Here is a 24,798-nt window from a genome sequence, read left to right on the forward strand (position 1 = left end):
CCCTATTCGGGAACACCCGCCAGCAGGGCCGCGAGGTCCTCGTCGTCGGGCAGCTCCGGCCAGACGGTCTCACCGGTCCCCGCGTAGTAGAACGCCGCGTCGACCTCGTCGAGCTCGAGCCCGCGCAGCCGGGCGAAGGCGACGCGGTAGGCCGCGAGCTGCAACGCCCGGATGCGTGCCGCCTCACCGCTCGGCTTGGCCCCGGTCTTCCAGTCCACGACGGTGAAGCCGCCACCCGCGCGGGGGAACACCGCGTCGATGCGGCCTCGGACGGCGATTCCGTCGATCACCGTCTCGACGGCGATCTCGATCTCGCTGGGGACCCGACCGGCCCACTCGCTGGCGAGGAAGTGCTCCTTCATCGTCGGCAGCTCGGCGTCGTCACCGGGGTCGTCGTCGGCGCTGCCTGGCAGGTCGATGATGTCGACCATCGTCGCCTTGGCGTAGTGCTGCTCGACCCACGCGTGGAACGCCGTGCCGCGCCGGGCTGCCAGGGCCGGGGGCTCGGGCATGGGACGGCGCAGGGCTGAGGCGAACCGCTCGGGGTCCTGGGCCAGCGCCACGACGGCGGAGGCGGACAGGTGGCGGGGCAGCAGGACGGTGACGTCCGCCCGGGCGCCGAGCCTGCGGCGCTCCTCGAGCAGGAGGTCGAGCTCCTCCAGGACGCTGAGCTCCTCCCCCGGGATGGGCAGCAGCCCCTGCTCGGACACGTCGTCGGCCGGTGAGCCGGGGCCATAATCCTCGATCGCGGTCTCGACCGCCCGCGCACCGTCGGCGAGGGCCTGACGGCGAGCCTCCAGCGGGTCGGCCGGCCACTGCACCGAGACGACGTCCGCGGTCGCGGGGTTCTGGACGCCGTCGGGGTCCTCGGGGTCCGGGAGGTCGACCCACTCGAGGCGACGGACCGGCAGGTCTGCGGCCTCCACGACCTCGAGCAGGAAGCGGGAGGTGACCTTGGGGGTCTTGCCGTCGGTCCACACCGGGGCGGTGAGCAGCATGTGGGTCTTGGCCCGGGTGAGGGCGACGTAGGCGAGGCGGCGCTCCTCGGCCACCCCGTGCTCACCGCTGGCCAGCAGGAAGTCCTCGACGCGGGCGTCGATGTCCTTCCAGTCCTGCGCCCCCCGCCAGTCGAGGTGGGGCAGGCCGGAGGCGTCGCCGCGCAGCGCGTAGGGGATGCCGCCGTCCTGGAGTCCCGCGATCCAGCCCCTGCCCTTGGGCGTGGACAGCGTCCACGTGCCCTCGGGTCCGGGCCGGCTGGCGGCCGAGGCGAGCGCCGGGAAGGACCCCTCGACCAGCCCGGGGACGGCCACCGCCTCCCACTCCAGCCCCTTTGCGGCGTGGACGGTGAGCACCTGCACGGCATCGGTGGACGCCTCGATGTAGCCCTTGTCGAGCCCGCGCTCCTCCTTGAGGGCAGCCGTGAGCCAGGCCAGGAACCCGCCGAGGTTGGGGCGGTCGGCGCTGGTGGTGAAGGTGGCCGCGACGTCGGCGAAGGCGTCGAGGTGGGCCCGGGCCGCTGCAGGCGTGTAGCCCTCGCGCGCCAGCACCTCGATGTCGAGCCCCAGGGCGCGCTCGGCCTCTCCCACGAGGTCGGCCAACGGCAGGCTGCTCAGGGAGCGAAGTCGACGGATCGCGTGCTGCAGACCCGCCAGGCGGTGCAGCGCGACCTCGCTGACGGTCTTGTCGTCGCGGCTGCGCCACCCGACCGGGGGCAGGTCGTCGACGGCCTCGACGATGCTCACGGTGTCGGCGCTGTCCGGCGACTGGTCGTGGACCGGCGGGGCCTCCCCCTGGGCCTCGCGATGCCGGGTGTCCTGCTGCTGTCGCACGTCCTGCTGGTGCCGCGCCCACGCCATCAGCCCGTCGAGGTCGGCAGCACCGAGTCGGCACAGCGGTCCGGTGAGCAGCCGCATCAGCTGGTCGCCCCGGGTGGGGTCGTGGACCACGTGGAGCAGCGAGGTGATGTCCTCGACCTCGGGGGTCAGCAGCAGTCCACCGAGCCCGACGACCTCGTAGGGGATGGTCCGGGCCTCGAGCGCGTCGATGATCGCCGCGAACTGGGACCGCTTGCGGCACAGCACCGCTGCCGACTTCGCACCCGCAGCCCGGCGCTCACCGAGCCACTGCGCCACGAGCGAGGCCTCCTCGGCCGCGGTCAGGACGCGGGCCACGTCGACGGCCCCGGCGCCGGCGCCGGGCCGCGCCCCGAGCTCCTCGACGGGCACGGCGGACTTCTCGCGCAGGGGCGCCGCGACGGCGTTGGCCACGTGGAGGATCGCCTCGTCGTTGCGCCAGGACGTGGCGAGCGGACGCACCGGCGCCGCGTCGGGCCCGTCGCGGAACTGCTCACGGAAGGCGCTGAGGGTCGTCGCACTGGCGCCGCGCCACCCGTAGATGGACTGGTGTGGGTCGCCCACGGCCGTCACCGGCACGGGCTCCCCCGGAGCGACGAACAGGGCCCGGAGCAGGTCCAGCTGGGCGGCCGAGGTGTCCTGGAACTCGTCGAGGAGCACGGCACCGAACCGCTGCCGCTCGATCGCCCCGATGTCGGGGAAGGTCAGTGCGAGCTGCGCGGCGAGCGCCATCTGGTCGGCGAAGTCCATCGCGTCGCGCTGGCGCTTGAGGGCGAGGTAGCGCTCCACCATGGGCAGCACCCCGGCCCGTGCCTTGAGGGCCTCACGCATCTTCTTGGCCTCGCCCGGCAGGTCCTTGGCCTTGCTCGCCCCCGGCGGCAGGGCCGCGAGCGAGGCGAGCACCTCGGCGAGGTGATCCCGGACCTGGGCCGGCGTCACGAGGTGCTCGGCCATCTCGCCGGCGAGGTCGACGACGGCAGCGGTCACGGTGGACTCGGCGTTGGGGACGTCGTCCATCGGACCGTCGTAGGCCGCGACCACCTCGGACGCGTACTGCCAGGCGGCGGCCTCGGAGAGCAGTCGCGACTCGGACTCGAAGCCCAGCCGCAGGGCGTGCTCGCGCACGAGCCTGCCGGCGTAGGAGTGGTAGGTCGAGACGGTCGCGGTGCCGCCGAGCACCTCGGCATCGCTCTCGCCGTCGTCGGGCCTCGGTGTCCACACCTCGCGCTGCTGGAGCAGGCGCAGCCGGGCCCCGATGCGCTCGGACAGCTCGGTGGCGGCCTTGCGGGTGAAGGTGAGGCCGAGGACCTGGTCGGGCTCGACGAACCCGTTGGCGACGAGCCACACGACGCGGCCGGTCATCGTCTCGGTCTTGCCCGAGCCCGCCCCCGCCACGACCAGCAGCGGCGACATCGGCGCCTCGATGACGGCGACCTGCTGCGGCGTCGGCTCGGGCTGTCCGAGGGCCTTGGCGACCTCGCGTGCCGAGAGCCGGGGCGTCACAGGACCTTCCCCTCGGGCTGGGCCGGGCAGGACGAACGCACCTGGCACTGCTTGCACCACTCCCCGACGCTGGCGACGAAGGTCGCTCCCGCCATCCCGTCGGCGGTCTGCGCGACGAGGTCGGCCGCCCAGTCCGGCTCGTCGTCCTCGGTGAGCGGCTTCTGCGTCTGGAGGGTGGTCTTGACGAGGGCAGCCTTCCCGACCTGGAGCAGGGCAGCACCGACCGACGTGGTGCCGAGCTGTCCGAACGCACCCCGCTCGACGCCGAGCTGGTAGGCGCCGAGCTGCGGGTGCCGGTCGATCTCGTCGTTCCTGGGCTTGCTGCTGCCGGTCTTGTAGTCGATGACGCGCAGCCCGGTCGGCCCCCCGCCGGGGACCGTGACCTCCTCGAGCCGGTCGACCTTGCCGGTGAGCACCGCACGCCCGAGGGTGACCTTCATGTCCAGCTCGGCACCGAGGCGCACCCAGCCGTGCGACCGGGCCTCGTCGAAGTACCGGGCCAGCCGACGGACCATCTCGTGCGCCTCGACGCGCTTGCGGTCCGACACCCAGCCCGCGGGCATGCCGAGCCGCGCCCACCGGGCGTCCACCTCCGCGACCATCTCCTCGGCCGTGACGTCACCGAGCTCGGCCGCGATGTCGTGCACCAGCGTGCCGATGTCGGCGGCTCCGACGGAGGGCCCGTCACCGCCCACCGAGCCCAGCAACCACCGCAGACTGCACTTGCCGAACGACTCGACCTTGCTCGGGGAGACCCGCACGAGCTGGTCCGCGGTGCGCAGCGGGCGCTCGTCGGAGACCGAGCGCATGACCCACCACTGGCCGGGGTCCGCGCCCGGCACCCGCTCGTGGGTCAGCCGGGCGAGCGCCGCGACCGCGGTGCGCCGGGTCTGCTCGTCCTCGGAGAGGAGGTGACGACGCAGCTCGCCGACCAGCGTCGGCAGCGTCATGGTGCGGGCCACATCGGCGAACGGCCGGTCGCCCTCCTCGGTGATCGTGTCGGGGTCGACGACGTCGAGGTAGACCGACGGCTGTTCGTCGTCACTGCGGACCGCCGTCATGACGACGCGGTCGGTCGCGCGGGTGAGCGCCACGAGCAGGAGCCGCGTCTCGTCGTAGCGCACCGCGGCCTGGGCCGCCCGGAAGGTCGACGTGCGTCCGGCCACCACGTCCACGAGCCGCTCCGACCCGAGCAGGGAGCCACGCAGCCGCAGGTCCGGCCACACGCCCTCCTGGACGCCGGTCACGAAGACCAGGGCCCACTCCCGGCCCGCCGCCGCCTGCGGGGTCGTGATGGTGACGGCTTCACCGACGGGCGAGCGCGCCACGAGGGTGTCACCGGGGATGTCCTGGCTGCCGATGTGGGCGAGGAACGCCTCGGGGCCTGCCTGGGGCAGGCGGTCGACGAACTTCGCCGCGGCGTCGAACAGGCCCACGACGGCGTCGAGGTCACGGTCGGCGCGCCCCGCGCCCGGGCCCCCGGAGAGGGCGGCCGCCTGCCACTCGGGCGCCAAGCCGGTCGCGGCCCACATCTCCCACAGGACCGACTCGGCACTGACCCCTGCCTCCCAGCGCCAGACGCCGTCCTCCTCGCTCCCCCGGGCGGCCTTGACCCCGGCGGCGATGGTGCGGGCCACCCGTCGGGCCGGGCCACCCTCGGGTCCCAGCTCGACCAGCGATCCCGGCACGGTCAACGCCTCCGCGAGCAGCTCGTCGCTCGTGCGGCTGCCCCCGGCGCCGAGCTCGACCCGGCGCAGCGCCCGCCGGAGGCGGCGCAGCCCCACGGCGTCGGCGCCACCGATCGGGGACAGCAGCGCGTCGACGGCGACCTGCGGCTCGATGACGGGGGCACTGCCCTGTGCGAGGTCGACCCGGACGATGCCGAGGACCACCTCGAGCAGGGTGAGGAGCGGACGCACCGCCACCTCGTCGCGGACGGGCAGGTCAGTGGCACTCCCGGCGACGGGAACGCCGGCCGACATGAGGACACGGCGCAGCGTGGCGGTGCGTCCCTGGCCCCGCACGATGACCGCCATCTGCGACCACGGCACCCCGTGGCGCAGGTGGGCCTCCCGCAGCTCGGACGCGACGAAGCTGGCCTCCTGGCTCACGGCGCGCAGCAGGCGGACGTCGACCTGGCCACCGGACCGACCGGGTGCCGCGCCCCGCTGGCTCCCGCCGCCGAGGGCGCCGATCTTCGGGGCCACCCGCCCGGCGGCAGCCTGCACCGCCGACGGCAACCGGTGCGCGGTCGGCAGCACGAGGGTCGGCCCGTCGCCGAGGGCGGTCCAGCCGTCGGCGAGGTAGCGCGGGTCGGCACCACGGAAGGTCTGCACGGCGCTGTCGGGGTCGCCGAGCAGGACGACGTCGATGCCGGGGGCGACGACGGTCCGCAGCAGGCGGGTCGCCGCGGAGGTGAGCTCCTGCGCATCGTCGACGACGACCAGCCGCAGGCTCCGGCGCAACCGGTCCAGCGCCTCGGGGTCCTCGGCCAGCAGGTCGGCCGCCGCACCCAGGATCCAGGCAGGGTCGTAAGCACCCGGCGCCGAGAAGGCCGTCACCTCGTCGTACTCGTCGAGCACCGACGCCGCAGCGACCCACTCGGGGCGCTCGTGCTCCACGCCGAGCCGGACGAGGTCAGGCGGCTCGAGGTCGAGCTCGACGGCGCGCATCAGCAGGTCACGCAGCTCGGCGCGGAACCCCCGGGTCGTCAGCGCTGCGTGCAGCGCCTCGGGCCAGGCCGGGGCCGGGGTCCGTCCGGCGAGCAGCCCGCCGTCGTCAGCGGCGTGGCCGGCAAGCAGGTCGCGCAGGATGACGTCCTGCTCGGGGCCGCTGAGCAGACGCGGGGCCGGGTCGCCGCGCAGGGCCGCCGCCTGCCGCAGGATCCCGAACCCGAAGGCCTGGTGGGTCCGCGCCAACGGCTCGGTCGAGGTCCGCCCGAGCCGGGCGGTCACCCGCTCCCGGAGGCTGCCCGCACCCACGCGCGAGGACGTCAGGACGAGGCACTGGTCCGGGGTCACCTCTCCCGCGTGGACCCGCGCCACGACCGCCTCGATCGCGGTCGTCGTCTTGCCGGTGCCCGGCCCGCCGAGCACGCGCAGGACACCGCCCCGGTGGGCGACCGCCTGCTGCTGGACCTCGTCCAGCGCAGGCGCGTCGACGACCAGGCTCGGGGCTCGGCGCAGCGTCAGCACGGGGGCGATTCCATCACCTCGGGCCGACATCGGCGCCCGCGCCTCACCGGTGCCGCCTCGAGCGACCGCACGAACGGCTCGTCCTCACGCGGTCGGACGGCGGGCGTCCTTCCACCGGGCCACCGACAGGTCCACCCGACGACCGTCCACCTGGCCGCGCACCAAGGGGGTCCCCTCGGCGCGGTAGTGCGCCAGGGCCTCGTCCTCCAACCCCTGCGGGAAGTAGCCGCCGGACCGCAGCACGCGCCACCACGGCACGTCCGACCCGTACCTCGCCATCACCGACCCGACCCCGCGCGCACCGCCGCGTCCGAGCACCTCGGCGATGTCGCCATACGTCATCACCATGCCCTCGGGGATCGTGTCCACGACCTCGAGGACGTCGTCGGCGAACTCGCTCGGCTGGCCGAATCCTGTTGCGTCCGTGACCAACTCGCTTCTCCTCAGTAGACCGGCTGGGAGGGGTCGACGTCGCGCACCCAGGCCAGCACCCCGCCGGTGAGGTTGCTGACGTCGTCGCGTCCCGTGGCCGCGAGCAGACCGGCAGCCTCCGCCGACCGTGCGCCCGACTTGCAGTGCACGACGACCGGTGTGCCGCGTGGCAGCTCCTGCGCCGCCGCGCCGGACCGGAACTCGTCCAGGTGCACGGCGCGGGCTCCGGGGATCGACACGATCGCGCGCTCCCCCGGCTCGCGCACGTCGACCAGCTCGAAGCTCGCCTCGCCCCGGTCGCGCGCGGCGAGCAGGTCCGCCAGCTCCGTCGCGGACACCTCGGCGACGGGTGGGGTCGGCTCGTCGCCGTGCGCTCCGTCGATCTCCACGACCGCCCCCGCCGTGCCGCAGAACTCCTCGTAGTCGACGAGGGCCGTGATCGTCGGCGACTCCCCGCACACGGGGCAGTCGGGGTTGGCGCGGACCGTGAGCGTGTCCCAGGTCTGGCGCATCGCGTCGTGCACGAGCAGCCGGCCGACGAGGCTCTCGCCCCGGCCGACGACGAGCTTGACGGCTTCTGCGACCTGCACGGATCCGACTGCGGCGCAAAGGACTCCGAGCACACCGCCGGTCGCACAGGACGGGACCGCGTCCGGCGGCGGCGGCTCGGGGAAGACGCATCGGTAGCACGGGCCGTACCCCGCGAACCACACCGAGACCTGGCCGTCGAAGCGGTAGATCGAGCCCCACACGTGCGGCAGCCCGAGCAGGACGCACGCGTCGTTGACGAGGTAGCGGGTGGCGAAGTTGTCGGCCCCGTCCAGGACGACGTCGTAGTCGGCGAGGATCTCGAGCGCGTTCTCCGAGGTGAGGCGCAGGTCGTGGCGCACCACGGTGACGAGGGGGTTGATCGACGCGACGGCCTCTGCGGCCGACTCGGTCTTGGGACGCCCGACGTCCGCGACCCCGTGGACGACCTGGCGCTGGAGGTTGGAGGCGTCCACCACGTCGTCGTCGACGACCCCGATCGTGCCGACCCCGGCGGCCGCGAGGTAGAGCAGGGCGGGCGAGCCGAGGCCTCCAGCGCCGACGACGAGCACGCGGGCGTTGGACAGGCGCTGCTGCCCCTCGAGGCCGATGTCGGGGAGCAGGATGTGCCGGGCGTACCGGCCCTTCTGCTCGACCGTGAGCTCGGGACCGGGCGCAACCAGCGGTGGGATCGCCATGTGACTCACGTTACCCACCCGTACGATGTCCCCGACACCGCCGCCCGGTGGTGACCTCCCGACCTGAGAGGCACGCATGTCGCTTCGCGCCGACACCGGCACCGACGCCGCCCGCGGACAGCGGATGCCGCGCTCCGCCCGCCGTGCCCAGCTGCTCGAGGCCGCCCAGGCGGCGTTCGTCGAGTCCGGCTACCACGCGGCCGCGATGGACGACATCGCCGAGCGAGCAGGGGTCTCCAAACCCGTTCTGTACCAGCACTTCCCCGGCAAGCTCGAGCTCTACCTCGCCCTGCTCGACAAGCACAGCGAGGCCCTCGAGATGCTCGTGCGCGAGGCGCTCGCCTCCACGCATGACAACAAGGAGCGCGTCTACGCCTCCATCGCCGCCTACTTCGACTTCGTCTCCCGTGACGGTGCGGCGTTCCGCCTGATCTTCGAGTCCGACCTCACCAACGAGTCCGCGGTCCGCAACCGCCTCGACGCCGTGGGCCTGGTCTGCGCGGAGGCGGTGGCCGAGGTCATCGCCGAGGACACCAGCCTCCCCGACGAAGACGCCTCCCTGCTCGGTATGGCGCTCACCGGGCTCGCGCAGGTCAGTGCCCGCCACTGGCTCGCCCAGGGGTCGGACGTGCCCAAGGACGAGGCCGCGCGCCTCGTCGGAACGCTCGCCTGGCGCGGCCTCGGCTCGTTCCCCAAGGTGGGCGGGGAAGGTTCCCCCGAGCACGCTGGTTAGCCTTAACGACAAGTCAGAACCGACAGTCCGCACCGGCAGCTGTGCCGCGTGCTCCGTCCCACAGAAAGGCCATGACCGTGGAGGTCCGGATCGGCGTGCAGAACGTCTCCCGTGAGGTCGTCATCGAGTCCGCCCAGAGCCCCGACGAGGTCGCCAAGGCCGTGGCCGCGTCCATCGACAAGGGTGCCGCCCTGTCGCTGACCGACGACAAGGGCCGCGTCACCGTGGTCCCCGCCGGCGCCCTCGGCTACGTGCAGATCGGCGAGTCCGAGAAGCGCGGCGTCGGCTTCGGCAACAGCTGAGCCACCAGAGCCTGACCACGAGGTGGCCGTCCCCGCCACGCGGGGGCGGCGACCTCNGTTCCCTGTCCGTGATCTGCGGACCCGGCCCGCCGACGTGCGATTCCTCCCGCAGCGGTGTTGAGTAGTCGTCGTGAGGACCGCACCGCGGTCCGACGACAACACCGGAAACCCCGGTGCAGAAGGAGCAGGACATGGCTGGAATCATCGGCACCATCATCTTTGGAGCCATCATCGGAGTGCTGGCTCGCGTGGTCCTCCCGGGCAAGCAGAACATCAGCGCACTCGTGACCGTCATCCTCGGCATCCTCGGCGCCCTCGTGGGTTACTACCTGTGGGGCGCGATGGGTGGCGGCGACACCGGCGGCATCGACTGGATCCGCTGGATCATCAGCATCATCGTCGCTGCGGTCTTCGTCGTGATCTACGAGCGTGTCATGGGCCGCAAGGGCAGCCACCACGCCTGACGTCACCCGACGCACGAAGGGGCCCGGTCCACCAGGACCGGGCCCCTTCGTCGTGTTAGCACCCCGACGACTTCGTACCCCGGGTGCCACCACCCCGACGACTTCGTACCCCGGGTGCCGCTCAAGCCGCGTCCGACCGCCGTCATGATCGGCGCCACGGGTACGAAGTCGCGGGCGTCGGGCGGCCAGGCCAGACGACTGGCCCGGCCCGGCCGGGCCAGTCAGGGGCGTCAGGCGGCCAGGCCCAGACGGCCCATCCGGCGGGTGTGCTCGTCGGTGAGGCGGGCGAACATCCGGCCCAGCTCGGCGAGGTCGGCGCTCGGGCGGTCCGGTCCCCCGGCCCCTCCGACGAGCAGGGAGGCCAACGCGTCACGCTCGACCGCCACCTGCTGCGCCTGCGACAGGGCCTCGCCGACGAGGCGACGCCCCCACAGGGCGAGCCGGCCGGAGATGCGCGGGTCGGTGCGGATCGCCTCACGGACGACCTTGACCACGAAGTCGGCCTGACCGACGTCCTGCATCGCGGAGTGGACCAGGGCCTGGGTCGAGGGGTCGACGTACGCCGCGACCTCCCGGTAGAAGTCGGTGGCGATGCCGTCGCCGACGTAGGCCTTGACCAGTCCCTCGAGCCACGTGCTCGGACGGGTGCGCTCGTGGAACGCGTCGACCGGGGCGATGAACGGCGCCATGGCCGTCTCGGGTGCCACGCCCATGTCGTCGAGGCGGGCCACGATCATCTCGTAGTGGCGGAACTCCGCGACCGCCAGCCCGGCGACGGCAGCCTTGAGCGGCTGCGTCGGCGAGAGCTCGGAGTCACCGGCCAGCCGGGTGAAGGCGGTGAGCTCGCCGTAGGCGAGGGCACCGAGGAGGTCGGCGACGGCCTCGCGGTACTGCGGCTCGGCCAACCAGTCGTCCTGCGTCATGTCCGTCACCCTAACGGCGCAGGGGGTCCTCCCGACGCCCGATGAGCCGTCACGACGCCCCGACGGAGGTCGAGGATGAGGGGATGTGCCGGGCCCGGCGGTAGACTCGACTCGTCAAAGGTGCCCGGTCGGCACGAATCAGCCGCGGACGTGGTCCGCGCAACCGCTCGACGAGCATGGAAGACCTCCGATCGGCCCGCGGCGCGACGGCCTCCCCGAGGGAGCGCCCCCGATCGAGAGAACTTCATGACCGAGACCACCACGGGTGCCACCGCGCCCGCAGATCCCACGTTCGCCGACTTCGACGTCCACCCCGACATCGTCGCCTCCCTGAGCGCTGCCGGGATCGTCACCCCCTTCCCCATCCAGGCGATGACCCTCCCGGTCGCCCTCGCCGGCCACGACATCATCGGCCAGGCCAAGACGGGCACCGGCAAGACGCTGGGCTTCGGCGTCCCCATGCTCAACCGCACCATCGCCCGCGTCGACGACGCGTGGGACGGCTTCAAGCACGCCGGCAAGCCGCAGGCCCTGGCCGTGGCCCCGACGCGCGAGCTCGCCGTCCAGGTCGCCGCCGACCTCGACCGCGCGGGCAAGGGTCGCGGCATCCGCGTCCTGACCGTCTACGGCGGCCGGGCCTACGAGCCGCAGATCGAGGCGCTGCGCAACGGCGTCGAGGTCGTCGTCGGCACCCCTGGTCGTCTCATCGACCTGGCCAAGCAGGGCCACCTCGACCTCTCGCACGTCATGTCCGTCGTCCTCGACGAGGCCGACGAGATGCTCGACCTCGGGTTCCTCCCCGACGTCGAGAAGCTCCTCGCCATGACGCCGCCGAACCGCCAGACCATGCTGTTCTCGGCCACCATGCCGGGTGCGGTCGTGGCCCTCGCCCGCCGCTACATGAAGCAGCCCACCCACATCCGCGCGATGGGTGACGACCAGGAGAACGCCCACACGGTCAAGGCCGTCGAGCAGTTCGTCTACCGCGCCCACGCGATGGACAAGGTCGAGATGCTCGCCCGCATGCTCCAGGCCGAGGGTCGTGGCCTGACGATCATCTTCAGCCGCACCAAGCGCACCGCTGCGAAGGTCGCCGACGAGCTCGTCGACCGCGGGTTCGCTGCTGCCGCGATCCACGGTGACCTCGGCCAGGGCGCTCGCGAGCAGGCGCTGCGCGCATTCCGCAACGGCAAGGTCGACATCCTCGTGGCCACCGACGTCGCAGCCCGCGGCATCGACGTCGACAACGTCACCCACGTCATCAACTACCAGTGCCCGGAGGAGGAGAAGACCTACCTCCACCGCATCGGCCGCACCGCGCGCGCCGGCAACACCGGCATCGCGGTCACCTTCGTGGACTGGGACGACATGCCGCGCTGGGGCCTGATCAACAAGACCCTCGACCTCGGCATCCCCGAGCCCGAGGAGACCTACTCCTCCTCGGACCACCTGTACGAGCAGCTCAACATCCCGCGCACCGCCAAGGGCCGCCTGCCCAAGGCCGACCAGAAGCTCGCGGGCCTCGGCGCCGAGGTGCTCGAGGACCTCGGCGAGACGGGCAAGTCCAGCGGGCGCCGTCCCGCGGGCGGTGGCCGCAGCGGACGTGACGGCGGTCGTGACTCCGGCCGGGACAACGCCCGCAGCGGTGGGCGCGACGCCGGTCGTGACTCGGGCCGGGGCGAGCGCCGCTCCGACTCCGCCCCCCGGGCCGAGGGCGACGCCGCCGCCAAGCCCCGTCGCAACCGCAACCGTCGCCGCACCCGCGGTGGCTCGGGCGACTCCGCCCCCGCCGGCCAGGAGGGCTGAGCACCGCTCCGGTACGGCGCCGTGAGGGTTGCGATTCGGCCACTTCGGCGCCATACCGGGACCGCCGGTGTCATCCTCACCTCGTGGGGAGGATTCGTCGGCGGCGCGGATGGCACACCCTGACGCTGGTGCTCGCGGGCGCGCTCGCTGTCGCGGCCGTCTGCGTCGCGACGCTCGGCCCGGACGAGCAGGAGCGCTTCCTCGACTTCCTGCGTGAGCAGCCGGATGTCGTGTCGGTGGCGGATCCCGGTCGCGCGCTCGCCGTCGGCCCACCCGGGCGTCCCGTCGCTGCCCGTGCCTTGCGCCCCGACGCCGAGGCAGTGGTCGCCCAGCCCATCGACGCGGAGGTGGTCGGTCGTCTCGGCCGTGCCGTCACCGGGTATGCGGCCGAGCACCAGGGGGTGCGCGGCCTCAGCGTCCTGCTGCGGCAGGGCTCGGACAGGGTGCTGCTCGCCACCGACGCCTCCACCAACGCCAGGACGATCACGGTGCTGGGCGCCATGCGGGCCCTGCCCTCCGTCGTCACCGTGCAGGCCGACATCAGCTCCGAGACCGCACCGTTCACGGTGACGGTGGCGGCTGGGGCCGACCTGCCTGCCGCTGCGAAGGCTCTGGCGAAGTCCCTCCCCGACCGCTCCACGGGCTGGTTCGGGACCAGCCCGGCCGTCGCGGTGCGCGACCCCGTGGGCCACGAGGTCCGGGTCAGGGCTGGTGGCACGGTCACGGACTCCGACGCACGGGCGTTCGCCGTCGCGGTTAGAGCAGACCCCGCCGGGCCCCTCGCGCTGATCACGTCCGGACCCACGGACGGAAGCCTGCGCAGCGTGATCCGTTTGCCCGAGTCTCCCCGCCTGGCAGCGACCGCCGCAGCGCTGCACGACTCCGGCTACGGCCTGGGACGGCTGGGCGAGGCGGTCGAAGGACCTGTCGGAGAGATCCCCTTGGACGAGACGTCCTGGGCGAGGGCAGCCGCCACGCAGCTCACCGGGGTGCCGGGAATCCGCGCCGCCCGGGTCGACGTGGGCAGTGCCGAGGAGCGGCGGCCCGTCGTCGCTGACCTGCGCATCGCCCCGGGGGTGTCGTTCGGACGGGTGCTCGAGGCACTACCGGCCCAGGTCGAGCGGTTGGAGGCGCACACCTCGGTGGCCGCACCGGACTACGACCGGGACGACGCCCTCGCCCCCGATCCCGAGGTCGACTGCCCGGCCGCCGAGGACGGCCTCAACCTCGCCTACAGCGGGCCACGGGAGGCGCTGCCGAAGGCCGCCAACTACCTTGCAGCCCTGCGTGCGGCCGCATCCGGGGCGACCTGTGTGCACTGGGCCGAACGGGGTGAGCACGGGCGACCGCAGTCGCAGGTCGTCCTCATCCGCCTGCCCCTGGAGCAGTCGAGCTGGCGGCCGGTGCTGGACGTGGTCCGGGCCCGTCGCGCCGACCTGGGGTCCGCCCACCCGGACGTGGTGCTGCTGCTACCGGTGCCCGGTCGGTCGTGGACGGCGGTCTTCAACCTCTCCGAGGGGGACGCGCCCTACGTCTCGGCGCTGGGCACGGAGCGTCCCGGCGAGGGCCGGGACGTGGAGGACATGCTTCAGCCCCTGGTCCGGCACTGGGCCAAGGGCTGAAGGACGGCGGTCAGGAGACCACCGACAGCGGCGCCCCGCCACGAAGGGTGACGGGGCGCCATACGTCAGGCGTTGATGGTCGCCGTGTCGATGACGAAGCGGTAGCGCACGTCGGAGTTGACGACGCGGTCGTAGGCCTCGTTGACCTGGCTGGCGTCGATCTTCTCGATCTCGGCCGCGATGCCGTGCTCGGCCGCGAAGTCGAGCATCTCCTGGGTCTGCGGGATCCCGCCGATGTTGGAGCCGGCGAGGGCCTTGCTGCCGCCGATGAGGGAGAAGGCGACGAAGGTGCTGGGGTCGCTCGGCGCACCGACGTTGACCATGGCCCCGTTGGCCTTGAGCAGCGAGAGGTAGTCGTCGAAGGGCAGGTTCGCGCTCACCGTGTTGAGGATGAGGTCGAACGAGCCGCGCAGCTTCTCGAAGGTCTCCGGGTCCTTGGTGGCGTAGTGGGCGACGGCACCGAACTTGGCGCTGTCGGCCTCCTTGGCCGTCGACTGGCTGAGGACCGTCACCTCGGCACCGAGGGCCGCGGCGAACTTCACGCCGAGGTGGCCGAGGCCACCGAGGCCGACGACGGCGACGTTCTTGCCGGGGCCTGCACCCCAGCGCTTGAGCGGGTTGAACGTCGTGATGCCCGCGCACAGCAGGGGCGCCGCGACGTCGAGCTCGAGGGCGTCGGGGATGCGGACGGCGAAGCGCTCGCTGACGACGACGGACTGGGCGTAGCCACCCATGGTCTTCTCGCCGTCGTAGCCGGTGCCGTTGTACGTCATGACGGCACCCTTGAGGCAGAACTGCTCCTCGCCGTCCTTGCAGTACTCACACTCGCCACAGGAGTCGACCATGCAGCCGACACCGACGCGGTCGCCGACCTTGTAGCGGCTCACGCCGTCGCCGACCTTGGACACGACACCGGCGATCTCGTGGCCGGGGACCATCGGGAAGATGGCGCTCCCCCACTCCTCACGGACCTGGTGGATGTCGCTGTGGCAGATTCCGGCGAAGGCGATGTCGATGACGATGTCGTCGTCGCGCAGCTCACGCTGCTCGATCGTCGTCGCCTCGAGGGGGGCGCCGGCGGATGCTGCGGACAGTGCTGCAGTGCGGGACATGATTCTCCTTGGGGGGTCGGGGTCAGTCACCGTCATGGGACAAGTCCCAAGGACGGACGACTATTCCGCGAACCCCTGGTGATCCTGGCGCGCCCGCACCAGAACCATCAGGAGGACCACAGGAGTCCCTGCTGTCGTCGGACCGTCAGCAGTGTTCTCCTCGGATCTAGCGCACCTGCCCGGACACCGAGAACGCGGCGGGCACGGCGGAGTGGACCGACGAGGTGTTCCCGACCTGCTGGAGGTGCACCGCGGCGGCGCCGGAGCCGGCGTTCGCGGCCGGCGTGTCGTTGATGCTGACAGCCCAGTACAGGACGCAGACGGCGACCGCCGCGAGGACGGTCTGCAGCGGACCGGCGTGCGCGCTGGTCGACCGTGCGGTGGATGTCGGCTGGGGGGTGAACGACATGGGGGACTCCTCGGATCTACGCCTCGATCGACGACCAGCAGGGGGTCTGGTCGTGCTCCGGGGGCGAACTCCGAGATCGTCTCAGCGGAGATGACCGTGGTCACGACGGCTTTGCCAGGTCTATACCTTCCGACACGCCGACAGCCGTGTTTCCGGCCCGATCGGGTCAGTTGGGCATCAACCGTTCGGCTGAGGTGCGGTTGCTGCGTCACGGCCGCCACACAGGCACCGCCCGGCACTCGAGGTGCTCGCACCGCGGCTCGGAGCTGGACTCAGAGCTCGGTTCAGAGCCTGGTCAGAGCTTGGCGAGCCGCTTCGTCAGCGCGGCGGCGACCTCACGGTAGGCCGTGGCGCCCTTGGAGGTGCGCGACGTGCTGAGGATGGAGCGGCCCACCGCCGGCGCCTCGGCGAACCGCACCGTCTTGGGGATCGGGGGGCTCAACACGGGCAGGCCGTAGCGCTCGCCGACGTCGGCCAGCACCTCCTGCGCGTGGTTGCTGCGGCCGTCGAACATGGTGGGGAGGATGCCGAGGACCACCAGGTCCTTGTTGAGGATCTTCTGCACGTCGGTGACCGTGTCGAGGAGCTGCCCCACCCCGCGGTGGCTGAGCATCTCGCACGGCATGGGGATGATCAGGCCCTGGCTGGCGGTGAGCGCGTTGAGGGTGAGCACCCCGAGGCTCGGCGAGCAGTCGAGGAGGATGACGTCGTACTCGCTGCGGACGTCCTCCAAGGCGGTGCGCAGGACGTACTCGCGTCCCGGCCTCGGCAGCAGCTGGGCCTCGGCCCCGGCGAGGTCGATGACGCTCGGGACCAGGTCGACCCCGTCGTCACAGCTGACCCGCACGTCCGCGATGCCGGCCCTGCCCAGCAGCACCTCGTTGACCGAGGACTCCACCTCGTCGGGGTCCACGCCGAGGCTGAACGTCAGGCAGGCCTGGGCGTCGAGGTCCACCAGCAGCACGCGCTTGCCCTGCTCGGCGAACGCTGCGCCGAGGGACGCGACCGACGTCGTCTTGGCGACGCCGCCCTTCTGGTTGGCCACCGAGATGATCGTGGCGGGCCTGGTGCGAGCTCTGGCCAACGAGAGGCCCTTCCGTGCGTGGTGGGTGTGCCGTGGCCCAGTCTGTCAGGTACGAACGTCGCCGTAACGCCGACCCAAAGGACCTATCTGGCGTCGCACGCGCGCAAAGAACTAGTTGAACCTTTATCGTGTTGGACGTAGCGCAGGGCTACGACGGGCGGCGCACATGTGCCGACAGGAGAGGTTTGGCTGGTGGCGACGCCGCAACACCGGGGCCAGGGGGGCTCCCAGGGACTGGGTGATGCCACCTTCCCTGCTGCCCTGCGCACGGCCGTCAAGCACAGCGGGCGCAGCCTGGAGTCGCTGCGTCGTCGGCTCGACGAGCGCGGCACACCGGTCAGCATCGCGACGCTGAGCTACTGGCAGTCCGGCCGCAGCCAGCCCCAGCGGGTCGGCTCGCTGGAGGCCGTCGCCCACCTCGAGGAGATCCTCGGGGTGCCGCGAGGCCACCTGCTGAGCAAGCTCGGTCCACGACGACGGCCCGGCCCGGCCCGCGAGCTGCCCCGCGCCGCCGAGCTGCCCGTGGAGATCCCGCTCGCCACGCAGGCGATGCAGCAGCTGGGTTTCGGCGACACCCTCGAGCTGGTCGACCTCACCGTCCACGACACCCTCGACGTCGACGCGCAAGGCGTGCAGCGCGTGCGCACCATCCGCAACGTCGTCCGCGCCATGCGTGACGGCGCCCAGCGCATCCCGGCCCTGCTCGCCACCGACCAGCCGAGCGGCGAGCGCGCCCACTTCACCGCCGTGAGCGGCTGCCGCGTCGGACGCACCATCTCCCACGACGCCGAGGGCGTGTTCGCCGCCGAGATCATCCTCGAGCGCCCGCTTCGCGTGGACGAGACCGCTGCGGCGGAGCACCGGGTCACGCTGCCCCTCGACCTCGACCCCGAGCAGTCGATCGAGTACTTCCTGCTCAACCGGGTCAGCGAGCTGATGATCTGGGTGCGCTTCGACCCGGCGAAGCTGCCGGTGACCGTCGAGACCTACACGGTCCTGGACGGGATGACCACGTCGAGCCTGGTGGACCTCGGTGAGTCCACCAGCGTCCAGCACGTCGTCCACAAGGTCGGGCCCGGGCGGGTCGGCATCAGGTGGGAGTTCTGACCGGGTTCTCCAGGGCGGCCCAGCCCGACTTCTCGGGCCCGACGGCCTGACCTGCCGGGCAGTGTGCCCGGAAGTCGCACCACTGGCAGAGCGGTCCGACGGTCGCCGGGAAGCGCCCCGAGTCCACCCCGAACTCGGCGTAGTCGTCCTCGGCCCGGCGGGCGTCCCGCGCGATCGACTCGGCCTCGGCGATCTTGCGCTGGAGCGACTCCCCCGTGTGCTCGTGGCTGGCCACCGCGCCACTGGGCAGGTGGTGCAGCTCGACCCGCACGCACCGGCGACGGAACATCTTCCAGGCCGCGGCGGCATACAGGGCGAGCGGGAGCGAGGTCCGGGCGTCGTCGTCGGTGGGCTCCCACCGGCTGGTCTTGTAGTCCACGACGGCGAGCTCGCTGCCCCGGTCGTCGAGCCGGTCGATGCGTCCCTGGAGCGCGATCTGCTCGGTCTTGAGCGACACCGTCCGCTCGATGCCGAGCGGCTGGTCGGCGGGATCGACATCGTCGAGGTAGGAACGGACCTGCCCCTGGGCGCGCTCGCGCCACTCCAGGGACTGGTCGGGGTCCCGGAACCCCGCGTCGATCCACGAGGTCCGCACGAGCTCGGCCCCCGCCTCCGGGGTGCGCTGCGCCTGCGGGAGGTCCCACCAGTCGCGCAGGGCGTTGTGCACGGCCGTGCCCACCGAGGTGTGGGCGCGCTGGGCCCGCGGCGGCGGGCTGGGACGGTCGAGGTACTGCATGCGGTAGCGGCGCGGGCAGTCGACCCACGCCAGCAACCGGCTCGGGCTCGCGCGGAACAGGCGACGCGGCATACCCCCGAAGGACTCCTGCACGAACGCGCCCTGCCCTGCGCTACCCGACCCGACGGGGCTCCCCTGCTGCATGTCCGCCACGTTAGGCGGTGCCACTGACGAAGGCCCGCACGCTGTCCGCGACCATCTGCACGGCGATCGCGGAGAGCAGCAGTCCGGCGATGCGGGTGATGAGGACGGTGCCGCTGTCCTTGAGCACCCGGTGCACCTGCCCGGCGAACCGGAAGAACAGCCACACGACGAACATCGTCGCGACGAGCCCGAGCGCCACGGCGGCGTACTCGTTGGCCCCGTCCGCGCTCTGCACCGCGAGCATCGTCGCGACGATCGCGCCGGGACCGGCGAGCAGCGGCGTGCCGAGCGGCACCAGCGCGACGTTGACACCCGCGTCGGCGTGCTGCTCCTGCTCCGAACCCGTGAGCAGCTGGAGCGCGACCAGGAGGAGCAGGAGGCCACCGGCGCCCTGGAGGGCAGGCAGCGAGATGTGCAGGTAGGTCAGGATCTGCTGGCCGAAGACGGCGAAGACCACGATGACGCCCAGGGCGACGAGGGAGGCGCGACGGGCCGCCGCGATCTTCTGCTTCTGGGTCAGCGTGCCGGTCAGCGCGAGGAAGATCGGCAGGGCCCCGGGCGGGTCCATGATGACGAACAGGGTCACGAAGACCGAGCCCAGCACCTGCAGGTCGACGATGTCGTTCACGCCCGGACCACCCCGGTCCCGCTCCGTGCCTGGTCCTCGATCGCGGCGAGTACCTCGGGGTCCGTGGTGTTCTCGCCGAGGACGTTCTGCTTGCCGGTGCCGTGGTAGTCGCTCGAGCCGGTCGTGAGCAGCCCCAGCTGCGCGGCGAGGTCGACGGCGTGGGCCTGCTCGCGGGGGGTGTGGTCGCGGTGCGCGGCCTCGAGTCCGCCGAGCCCGGCGCGCGCCATCGCCTCGATGACCTCGTCACCCACGGTCCAGCCGCGCCCGTTGGCGAACGGGTGGGCCATCACCGGCACTCCCCCTGCGGCACGGACGAGCTGCACGGCTCGGACGGGGTCCGGGGCGTAGTGCGAGGCGTAGTACCGGCTGCCGTTGCGCAGCAGGTCCTCGAAGGCCTCGTCGCGGGTGCGGATCACCCCGCTGTCCACGAGGGCGTCGGCGATGTGCGGGCGGCCGAGAGTTGCTCCCTCACCGGCCAGCGAGCGCACCTGCTCGAGCGTGACCGGTATGCCGTCGGCGGACATCGCGGCCACCATGCGTTCGACCCGGGTCTCGCGCGAGTCCTTGGCCCGGGCGAGCTCGGCAGCCAGCTCCGGGTGCTCGGGGTCGACGAGGTAGCCGAGGAGGTGGACGCTGATGCCGCGGTGGGTGCACGAGATCTCGACGCCCCGGACCAGACCCACGCCCAGCTCCACCGCGGCGTCGACGGCAGCCGGCCACCCGGCATACGTGTCGTGGTCGGTCAGTGCCACCACGTCGAGACCGGCCTCGGCGGCCGACCTGACCACGTCGGCAGCGGGCTGGGTGCCGTCGCTCGCCGAGGAGTGGGTGTGGAGGTCGATGAGCACGGACCAAGGGTAGGGGCAGCCAACGGGTGGTCCTGTCCCCGTGGCCGCGCCCGCCGACCCCGCCGACCGCCTACTGCGCGAGGGGGCGCAGCTCGACCGTCTCCCCCGGACCGCTGAACTGCTCGGCCACCTCCTCGGCGCGGGCCTGGTCGGCCACGTCGATGAGGAAGAACCCGGCGAAGTGCTCCGCGGTCTCCGCATACGGGCCGTCGGTCATCTTCCGGCGGCCGCCCTCGTACCGGAACAGCCGCGCGTCCCGGGGGTCCCCGAGGGCCTGGCCTCCGACGAGCTCACCGCGCTCCGAGAGGTCGTTCAGGAGGGCGTCGAACTCGGCGCCCTGCTGCTCGCGCTCGGCTGCCGAGAGCGGCTCGTACTGCGGGAGGAAGTCCGCCGTGGGGTGGCCCCAGGGCTGCGGGTTGGAGTGGATGAGGATGACGTACTTCATGTGCTGCTCCCTGTCTGTCGTGCGGGCGGCGGTCCTGCCCCCGTCACTCCCCTGACGCACGGCGCCGGGCGCCCTCGACATTCTGCTGCGAAGAACTTCCCGAGCGCCGATCGCGAGAGCTCCGCTGTGAGGGAACCCACGCGGCACAACGGTGTCCTTGCCAAGCCGGCCTCGGCAGGATGGCCACCATGCAATTCGGACGCAGCTACGAGGAGTTCGAGGTCGGCGCGGTCTACAAGCACTGGCCCGGCAAGACGGTGACCGAGTACGACGACCACCTGTTCTGCCTCCTGACCATGAACCACCATCCCCTCCACCTCGATGCGAACTACGCGGAGAACACGACGCAGTTCAAGAAGAACGTGGTGGTCGGCAACTACATCTACTCGTTGCTGCTCGGCATGTCCGTCCCCGACGTCTCGGGCAAGGCCATCGCCAACCTCGAGGTGGAGTCACTGCGCCACGTCGCGCCGACGTTCCACGGCGACACGATCTACGGCCAGACCGAGGTCCTCGACAAGTGGGAGTCCACGTCCAAGGACGACCGCGGCATCGTCCATGTCGAGACCAAGGGCTACAACCAGGACGGCACCCTCGTCTGCGTCTTCCGCCGCAAGGTGATGGTGCCCAAGGAGAGCTACCTCGCGGCCCGCGGTGGGGAGCAGCCCGGCCGCCCCGAGCTCGTCGAACCGGCTCCCACCTCCAAGGACTGACCACCCCGATCTCCCGCGCGCGGCTGTGCCGTCGTCCTCGATGAGCGCGAACTGTCGGAATCGTCCCCATGGAGCGACAGTTCGCGCTCACCGAGAGCTGATCGTGACGCGGACGGTCCCCACTCGCGCAGCAGCTGCGGCGCTAGGGTCGGGACATGGCCGATTTCGTTGGCGCAGTTGACCAGGGGACGACGAGCACGCGGTTCATGGTGTTCGACCACAGCGGTGCGGAGGTGGGCCGCCGCCAGCTCGAGCACGAGCAGATCATGCCCCGCGCCGGGTGGGTCGAGCACAGCCCGCTGGAGATCTGGGAACGCACCCAGACCGTCATCGCGTCGGCGCTGGCACACCTCGACCTCCACGCCAGCGACCTGTCCGCCCTCGGGATCACGAACCAGCGCGAGACGACCGTCGTGTGGAACCGCCGCACCGGCCGACCCCTGCACAACGCGATCGTCTGGCAGGACACCCGCACCGACAAGATCGCTCGCGCCCTCGACCAGTCGGGCAAGGGAGAGGTGATCCGCGAGCGCGCCGGCATCCCGCCCGCCGCCTACTTCGCCGCCGGCAAGGTGCAGTGGATCCTCGAGAACGTCGACGGGGCCCGCCAGGCAGCCGAGAAGGGGGAGGCGGTCTTCGGGACCGTCGACACCTGGCTGCTGTGGAACCTCACCGGCGGCACCGACGGCGGCGTCCACGTCACCGACGTGACCAACGCCAGCCGCACGATGCTCATGGACCTGCGCACCCTCGACTGGGACGACGAGCTGTTGTCCTTCTTCGACATCCCGCGCTCCATGCTCCCCGAGATCCGTCCCAGCTCCGACCCCGCGTTCTACGGCACGACGAGGACAGGCGGCCCGCTCGGTGGCGAGGTGCCCCTGGCCGGTGACCTCGGCGACCAGCACGCCGCCACAGTCGGCCAGGTCTGCTTCAGCCCCGGCGAGGCCAAGAACACCTACGGCACGGGCAACTTCATGCTCCTCAACACCGGCGAGGAGATCGTCCGCAGCGAGTCGGGGCTGCTGACCACGGTCGCCTACCAGTTCGGCGACGCCAAGCCGGTCTACGCCCTGGAGGGCTCGATCGCGGTCACCGGCTCGGCGGTCCAGTGGCTGCGCGACCAGCTCGGCATCATCTCCGGGGCCGGCGACGTCGAGCGTCTCGCCAAGTCGGTCGACGACACCGGTGGCCTCTACTTCGTCCCGGCCTTCTCCGGCCTCTTCGCCCCCTACTGGCGACCGGACGCCCGCGGCGCCATCGTCGGCATGTCGCGGTTCAACACCGGCGCCCACCTGGCACGAGCCACGCTCGAGGCCATCTGCTACCAGTCGCGGGACGTCGCCGACGCCATGACCAAGGACTCCGGTGTGCGTCTCGAGGTCCTCAAGGTCGACGGCGGCGTCACCGCCAACGGCCTCTGCATGCAGCTGCAGGCGGACATCCTGGGCGTTCCCGTCTCACGCCCGGTGGTCGCCGAAACCACCGCACTGGGTGCGGCCTACGCTGCTGGTCTGGCCACTGGCTTCTGGTCCGGCACCGAGGAGCTGCGCGCCAACTGGCAGGAGTCCCAGCGATGGTCGCCGACCTGGAGCGACGAGCAGCGCACCAACGGGTACGCCGGGTGGCGCAAGGCCGTGGAACGCACCCTGGACTGGGTGGACGTCGACGAGGGATAGGGCAATGAGCACGGGAACCTCCACCGGGAACACCGGCGCCACCGGAACGACCGGCGCCACCGACGCCGCGGGGACCACCCGCACGGCCCAGGCCACCGGCCTCTCGCCGCAGGCACGCCAGCGGGCCATCGATGCCCTCAGGTCCGGCGAGGAGCTCGAGCTGCTCGTCATCGGCGGCGGGGTCGTCGGCACCGGCACGGCCCTGGACGCCGTGACGCGTGGACTGTCCACCGGTCTGATCGAGCAGCGCGACTTCGCCAGCGGCACCTCGTCGCGGTCGAGCAAGCTCATCCACGGCGGCCTCCGCTACCTCGAGATGCTCGACTTCACCCTGGTCAAGGAGGCCCTGCAAGAGCGCGGCCTGCTGCTGACCCGACTGGCTCCCCACCTCGTGCGCCCCGTGCCGTTCCTCTACCCGCTCAACCACCGCGTGTGGGAACGCGCCTACGTCGGCTCGGGCATCGCCCTCTACGACGCCATGGCGATGGCGGCCAGTGGTGGCGCCGGCCTCCCCCACCACCGCCACCTGACCCGTCGCCAGGCGCTGCGCCTCATGCCCAGCCTGAAGAGCAACGCCCTCACCGGCGCGGTGCAGTACTACGACGCCCAGGTCGACGACGCCCGTCACACGATGGAGCTCGCCAGGACCGCCGCGCACTACGGCGCCCACGTCGCCAACCGCGTCGCCGCCATCGGCTTCCTGCGCCAGGGCGAACGCGTCACCGGGGTCCGGGCGATCGACAAGCTCACCGACGAGGAGTTCGTCATCAACGCCCGCCAGATCGTCAACGCGACGGGCGTCTGGACCGATGACACCCAGGCGATGGTCGGCGAGCGGGGCCAGTTCCACGTCCGGGCGTCCAAGGGCATCCACCTCGTCGTCCCGCGCGACCGCATCCACTCCTCGACCGGCCTGATCCTGCGCACCGAGAAGTCCGTGCTGTTCGTCATCCCGTGGGGCCGGCACTGGATCATCGGCACGACCGACACCGACTGGGCGCTCGACAAGGCGCACCCGGCGGCGACCCGCGCCGACATCGACTACATCCTCGACCACGTCAACCGCGTGCTCCAGACGCCGCTCACCCACGAGGACGTCGAGGGCGTCTACGCCGGGCTGCGCCCCCTCCTCGCCGGGGAGTCCGAGTCGACGAGCAAGCTCTCCCGCGAGCACGTCGTGGCCCACAGCGCCCCCGGTCTCGTCGTCGTGGCCGGCGGCAAGTACACGACCTACCGCGTCATGGCCAAGGACGCCGTCGACGAGGCCGTGCAGGCCATCTCGCGCCGGGTCCCGCCGTCCACCACCGACGCCGTCCCCCTCGTCGGGGCCGTCGGCTACGCCGCGATCTGGAACCAGCGCCACACCCTCGCCTCCGAGGCGGGGCTGCACGTCGCCCGCGTCGAGCACCTGCTGCGTCGCTACGGCGTGCTCACCCAGGAGGTCCTCGACCTCGTCCGGGAGCGTCCCGAGCTCGGCCAGCCGCTCGAGGGTGCCGAGGACCACCTCCGGGCCGAGGTCGTCTATGCCGCGTCCCACGAAGGCGCGTTGCACCTCACCGACATCCTCACCCGCCGCACCCGCATCTCGATCGAGGCCTGGGACCGTGGTGTCTCGGCGGCCCCGGTCGCCGCGGCCCTCGTCGCGCCCGTCCTCGGCTGGGACGAGGACCGCACGGCCGAGGAGATCGCGATCTACCTCGGTCGCGTCGAGGCCGAGCGCGTCAGCCAGACCATGCCCGACGACGCCTCCGCCGACGAGGCCCGCCGCAGCGGCCCCGACGGCACCCTCTAGCGCGACCGCGCGCCATACCGGCGCCCGTCCCGCTGCGGTCCCG

General features: G+C 72.1%; 21 protein-coding genes. 9 read left to right on the plus strand and 12 right to left on the minus strand.

The window, feature by feature from the left end:
- Window positions 1-2 precede the first annotated feature (2 nt).
- From ABD286_RS06015 to moeB, 4 genes are all read right to left on the minus strand, one after another.
- Window positions 3-3,356: an ATP-dependent helicase gene (locus ABD286_RS06015; RefSeq protein ID WP_344191220.1), complete on the minus strand. Its 3,354-nt coding sequence runs from the start codon at window positions 3,354-3,356 to the stop codon at window positions 3-5.
- Window positions 3,353-6,550, minus strand: a complete 3,198-nt coding sequence (locus ABD286_RS06020) for an ATP-dependent helicase (protein WP_344191222.1) — start codon at window positions 6,548-6,550, stop codon at window positions 3,353-3,355. Before ABD286_RS06020 ends, ABD286_RS06015 begins: the two co-directional genes overlap by 4 nt.
- 84 nt (window positions 6,551-6,634) lie before the next feature.
- Window positions 6,635-6,982 (minus strand): MGMT family protein, encoded by a 348-nt coding sequence (locus ABD286_RS06025; RefSeq protein ID WP_344191224.1) that lies wholly within the window; start codon window positions 6,980-6,982, stop codon window positions 6,635-6,637.
- A gap of 11 nt (window positions 6,983-6,993) precedes the next feature.
- Window positions 6,994-8,208: a molybdopterin-synthase adenylyltransferase MoeB gene (gene moeB / locus ABD286_RS06030; protein WP_344191226.1), complete on the minus strand. Its 1,215-nt coding sequence runs from the start codon at window positions 8,206-8,208 to the stop codon at window positions 6,994-6,996.
- Between the two features lie 76 nt (window positions 8,209-8,284).
- On the opposite strand from moeB, the gene ABD286_RS06035 reads away from it, so the two are divergent.
- From ABD286_RS06035 to ABD286_RS06045, 3 genes are all read left to right on the plus strand, one after another.
- Window positions 8,285-8,941 carry a TetR/AcrR family transcriptional regulator gene (locus ABD286_RS06035; RefSeq protein ID WP_056915350.1) on the plus strand — a complete coding sequence of 219 codons (657 nt, stop codon included), beginning with the start codon at window positions 8,285-8,287 and terminating at the stop codon, window positions 8,939-8,941.
- Window positions 8,942-9,018: 77 nt separating this feature from the next.
- On the plus strand, window positions 9,019-9,243 hold the full coding sequence (locus tag ABD286_RS06040) for a DUF3107 domain-containing protein (RefSeq protein WP_344193287.1): 225 nt from the start codon (window positions 9,019-9,021) through the stop codon (window positions 9,241-9,243).
- Between the two features lie 191 nt (window positions 9,244-9,434).
- Window positions 9,435-9,707 (plus strand): GlsB/YeaQ/YmgE family stress response membrane protein, encoded by a 273-nt coding sequence (locus tag ABD286_RS06045; RefSeq protein WP_344191229.1) that lies wholly within the window; start codon window positions 9,435-9,437, stop codon window positions 9,705-9,707.
- Between the two features lie 230 nt (window positions 9,708-9,937).
- Here the strand turns inward: ABD286_RS06045 and ABD286_RS06050 are convergent, their stop codons facing one another.
- Window positions 9,938-10,630: a ferritin-like fold-containing protein gene (locus tag ABD286_RS06050; protein ID WP_344191231.1), complete on the minus strand. Its 693-nt coding sequence runs from the start codon at window positions 10,628-10,630 to the stop codon at window positions 9,938-9,940.
- A 246-nt stretch (window positions 10,631-10,876) separates the two neighbouring features.
- Here ABD286_RS06050 and ABD286_RS06055 point away from each other — a divergent pair, with 246 nt between their 5' ends.
- Together ABD286_RS06055 and ABD286_RS06060 are read left to right on the plus strand one after the other, a co-directional pair.
- Window positions 10,877-12,436, plus strand: coding sequence for a DEAD/DEAH box helicase (locus ABD286_RS06055; RefSeq protein WP_344191233.1), 1,560 nt, complete (start codon window positions 10,877-10,879; stop codon window positions 12,434-12,436).
- Window positions 12,437-12,519: 83 nt separating this feature from the next.
- Window positions 12,520-14,058, plus strand: a complete 1,539-nt coding sequence (locus ABD286_RS06060; RefSeq protein WP_344191235.1) for a hypothetical protein — start codon at window positions 12,520-12,522, stop codon at window positions 14,056-14,058.
- Window positions 14,059-14,123: 65 nt separating this feature from the next.
- Here ABD286_RS06060 and ABD286_RS06065 read toward each other — a convergent pair whose 3' ends face one another.
- From ABD286_RS06065 to ABD286_RS06075, 3 genes are all read right to left on the minus strand, one after another.
- Window positions 14,124-15,170, minus strand: a complete 1,047-nt coding sequence (locus ABD286_RS06065; protein ID WP_344191236.1) for an NAD(P)-dependent alcohol dehydrogenase — start codon at window positions 15,168-15,170, stop codon at window positions 14,124-14,126.
- A 166-nt stretch (window positions 15,171-15,336) separates the two neighbouring features.
- Complete coding sequence (locus tag ABD286_RS06070) at window positions 15,337-15,579, minus strand: hypothetical protein (RefSeq protein WP_344191237.1); 243 nt, start codon at window positions 15,577-15,579, stop codon at window positions 15,337-15,339.
- Between the two features lie 295 nt (window positions 15,580-15,874).
- Window positions 15,875-16,624, minus strand: coding sequence for a ParA family protein (locus tag ABD286_RS06075; RefSeq protein WP_344191239.1), 750 nt, complete (start codon window positions 16,622-16,624; stop codon window positions 15,875-15,877).
- Window positions 16,625-16,855: 231 nt separating this feature from the next.
- Here ABD286_RS06075 and ABD286_RS06080 point away from each other — a divergent pair, with 231 nt between their 5' ends.
- Window positions 16,856-17,770, plus strand: a complete 915-nt coding sequence (locus ABD286_RS06080; RefSeq protein WP_344191240.1) for a hypothetical protein — start codon at window positions 16,856-16,858, stop codon at window positions 17,768-17,770.
- Here ABD286_RS06080 and ABD286_RS06085 read toward each other — a convergent pair.
- From ABD286_RS06085 to ABD286_RS06100, 4 genes are all read right to left on the minus strand, one after another.
- Window positions 17,754-18,650, minus strand: a complete 897-nt coding sequence (locus tag ABD286_RS06085; RefSeq protein ID WP_344191241.1) for a RecB family exonuclease — start codon at window positions 18,648-18,650, stop codon at window positions 17,754-17,756. The genes ABD286_RS06080 and ABD286_RS06085 overlap by 17 nt on opposite strands.
- A 10-nt stretch (window positions 18,651-18,660) precedes the next feature.
- Window positions 18,661-19,278 carry a MarC family protein gene (locus tag ABD286_RS06090; protein WP_344191242.1) on the minus strand — a complete coding sequence of 206 codons (618 nt, stop codon included), beginning with the start codon at window positions 19,276-19,278 and terminating at the stop codon, window positions 18,661-18,663.
- Window positions 19,275-20,126: a PHP domain-containing protein gene (locus ABD286_RS06095; RefSeq protein ID WP_344191244.1), complete on the minus strand. Its 852-nt coding sequence runs from the start codon at window positions 20,124-20,126 to the stop codon at window positions 19,275-19,277. Before ABD286_RS06095 ends, ABD286_RS06090 begins: the two co-directional genes overlap by 4 nt.
- A 70-nt stretch (window positions 20,127-20,196) precedes the next feature.
- A complete protein-coding gene (locus tag ABD286_RS06100) occupies window positions 20,197-20,571 on the minus strand; it encodes a YciI family protein (protein WP_344191245.1) in 375 nt (124 codons plus the stop codon).
- Between the two features lie 179 nt (window positions 20,572-20,750).
- Between ABD286_RS06100 and ABD286_RS06105 the strand changes: the two genes are divergently transcribed.
- From ABD286_RS06105 to ABD286_RS06115, 3 genes are all read left to right on the plus strand, one after another.
- Window positions 20,751-21,284 carry a MaoC family dehydratase gene (locus ABD286_RS06105; RefSeq protein ID WP_344191247.1) on the plus strand — a complete coding sequence of 178 codons (534 nt, stop codon included), beginning with the start codon at window positions 20,751-20,753 and terminating at the stop codon, window positions 21,282-21,284.
- Window positions 21,285-21,439: 155 nt separating this feature from the next.
- On the plus strand, window positions 21,440-22,963 hold the full coding sequence (glpK, locus tag ABD286_RS06110) for a glycerol kinase GlpK (protein WP_344191249.1): 1,524 nt from the start codon (window positions 21,440-21,442) through the stop codon (window positions 22,961-22,963).
- 4 nt (window positions 22,964-22,967) lie between these two features.
- A complete protein-coding gene (locus ABD286_RS06115) occupies window positions 22,968-24,755 on the plus strand; it encodes a glycerol-3-phosphate dehydrogenase/oxidase (RefSeq protein ID WP_344191251.1) in 1,788 nt (595 codons plus the stop codon).
- Window positions 24,756-24,798: the final 43 nt, after the last annotated feature.

It is taken from the genome of Pedococcus aerophilus (assembly GCF_039532215.1).
GTDB classification, from domain to species: domain Bacteria; phylum Actinomycetota; class Actinomycetes; order Actinomycetales; family Dermatophilaceae; genus Pedococcus; species Pedococcus aerophilus.

Coding starts and splice junctions, on each gene's coding strand:
- ABD286_RS06115 (WP_344191251.1), top strand. CDS start 22,968: ATGAGCACGGGAACCTCCACCGGGAACACCGGCGCCACCGGAACGACC.
- ABD286_RS06065 (WP_344191236.1), bottom strand. CDS start 15,170: ATGTCCCGCACTGCAGCACTGTCCGCAGCATCCGCCGGCGCCCCCCTC.
- ABD286_RS06085 (WP_344191241.1), bottom strand. CDS start 18,650: ATGCAGCAGGGGAGCCCCGTCGGGTCGGGTAGCGCAGGGCAGGGCGCG.
- ABD286_RS06100 (WP_344191245.1), bottom strand. CDS start 20,571: ATGAAGTACGTCATCCTCATCCACTCCAACCCGCAGCCCTGGGGCCAC.
- ABD286_RS06070 (WP_344191237.1), bottom strand. CDS start 15,579: ATGTCGTTCACCCCCCAGCCGACATCCACCGCACGGTCGACCAGCGCG.
- ABD286_RS06050 (WP_344191231.1), bottom strand. CDS start 10,630: ATGACGCAGGACGACTGGTTGGCCGAGCCGCAGTACCGCGAGGCCGTC.
- moeB (WP_344191226.1), bottom strand. CDS start 8,208: ATGGCGATCCCACCGCTGGTTGCGCCCGGTCCCGAGCTCACGGTCGAG.
- ABD286_RS06105 (WP_344191247.1), top strand. CDS start 20,751: ATGGCCACCATGCAATTCGGACGCAGCTACGAGGAGTTCGAGGTCGGC.
- ABD286_RS06055 (WP_344191233.1), top strand. CDS start 10,877: ATGACCGAGACCACCACGGGTGCCACCGCGCCCGCAGATCCCACGTTC.
- ABD286_RS06035 (WP_056915350.1), top strand. CDS start 8,285: ATGTCGCTTCGCGCCGACACCGGCACCGACGCCGCCCGCGGACAGCGG.
- ABD286_RS06045 (WP_344191229.1), top strand. CDS start 9,435: ATGGCTGGAATCATCGGCACCATCATCTTTGGAGCCATCATCGGAGTG.
- glpK (WP_344191249.1), top strand. CDS start 21,440: ATGGCCGATTTCGTTGGCGCAGTTGACCAGGGGACGACGAGCACGCGG.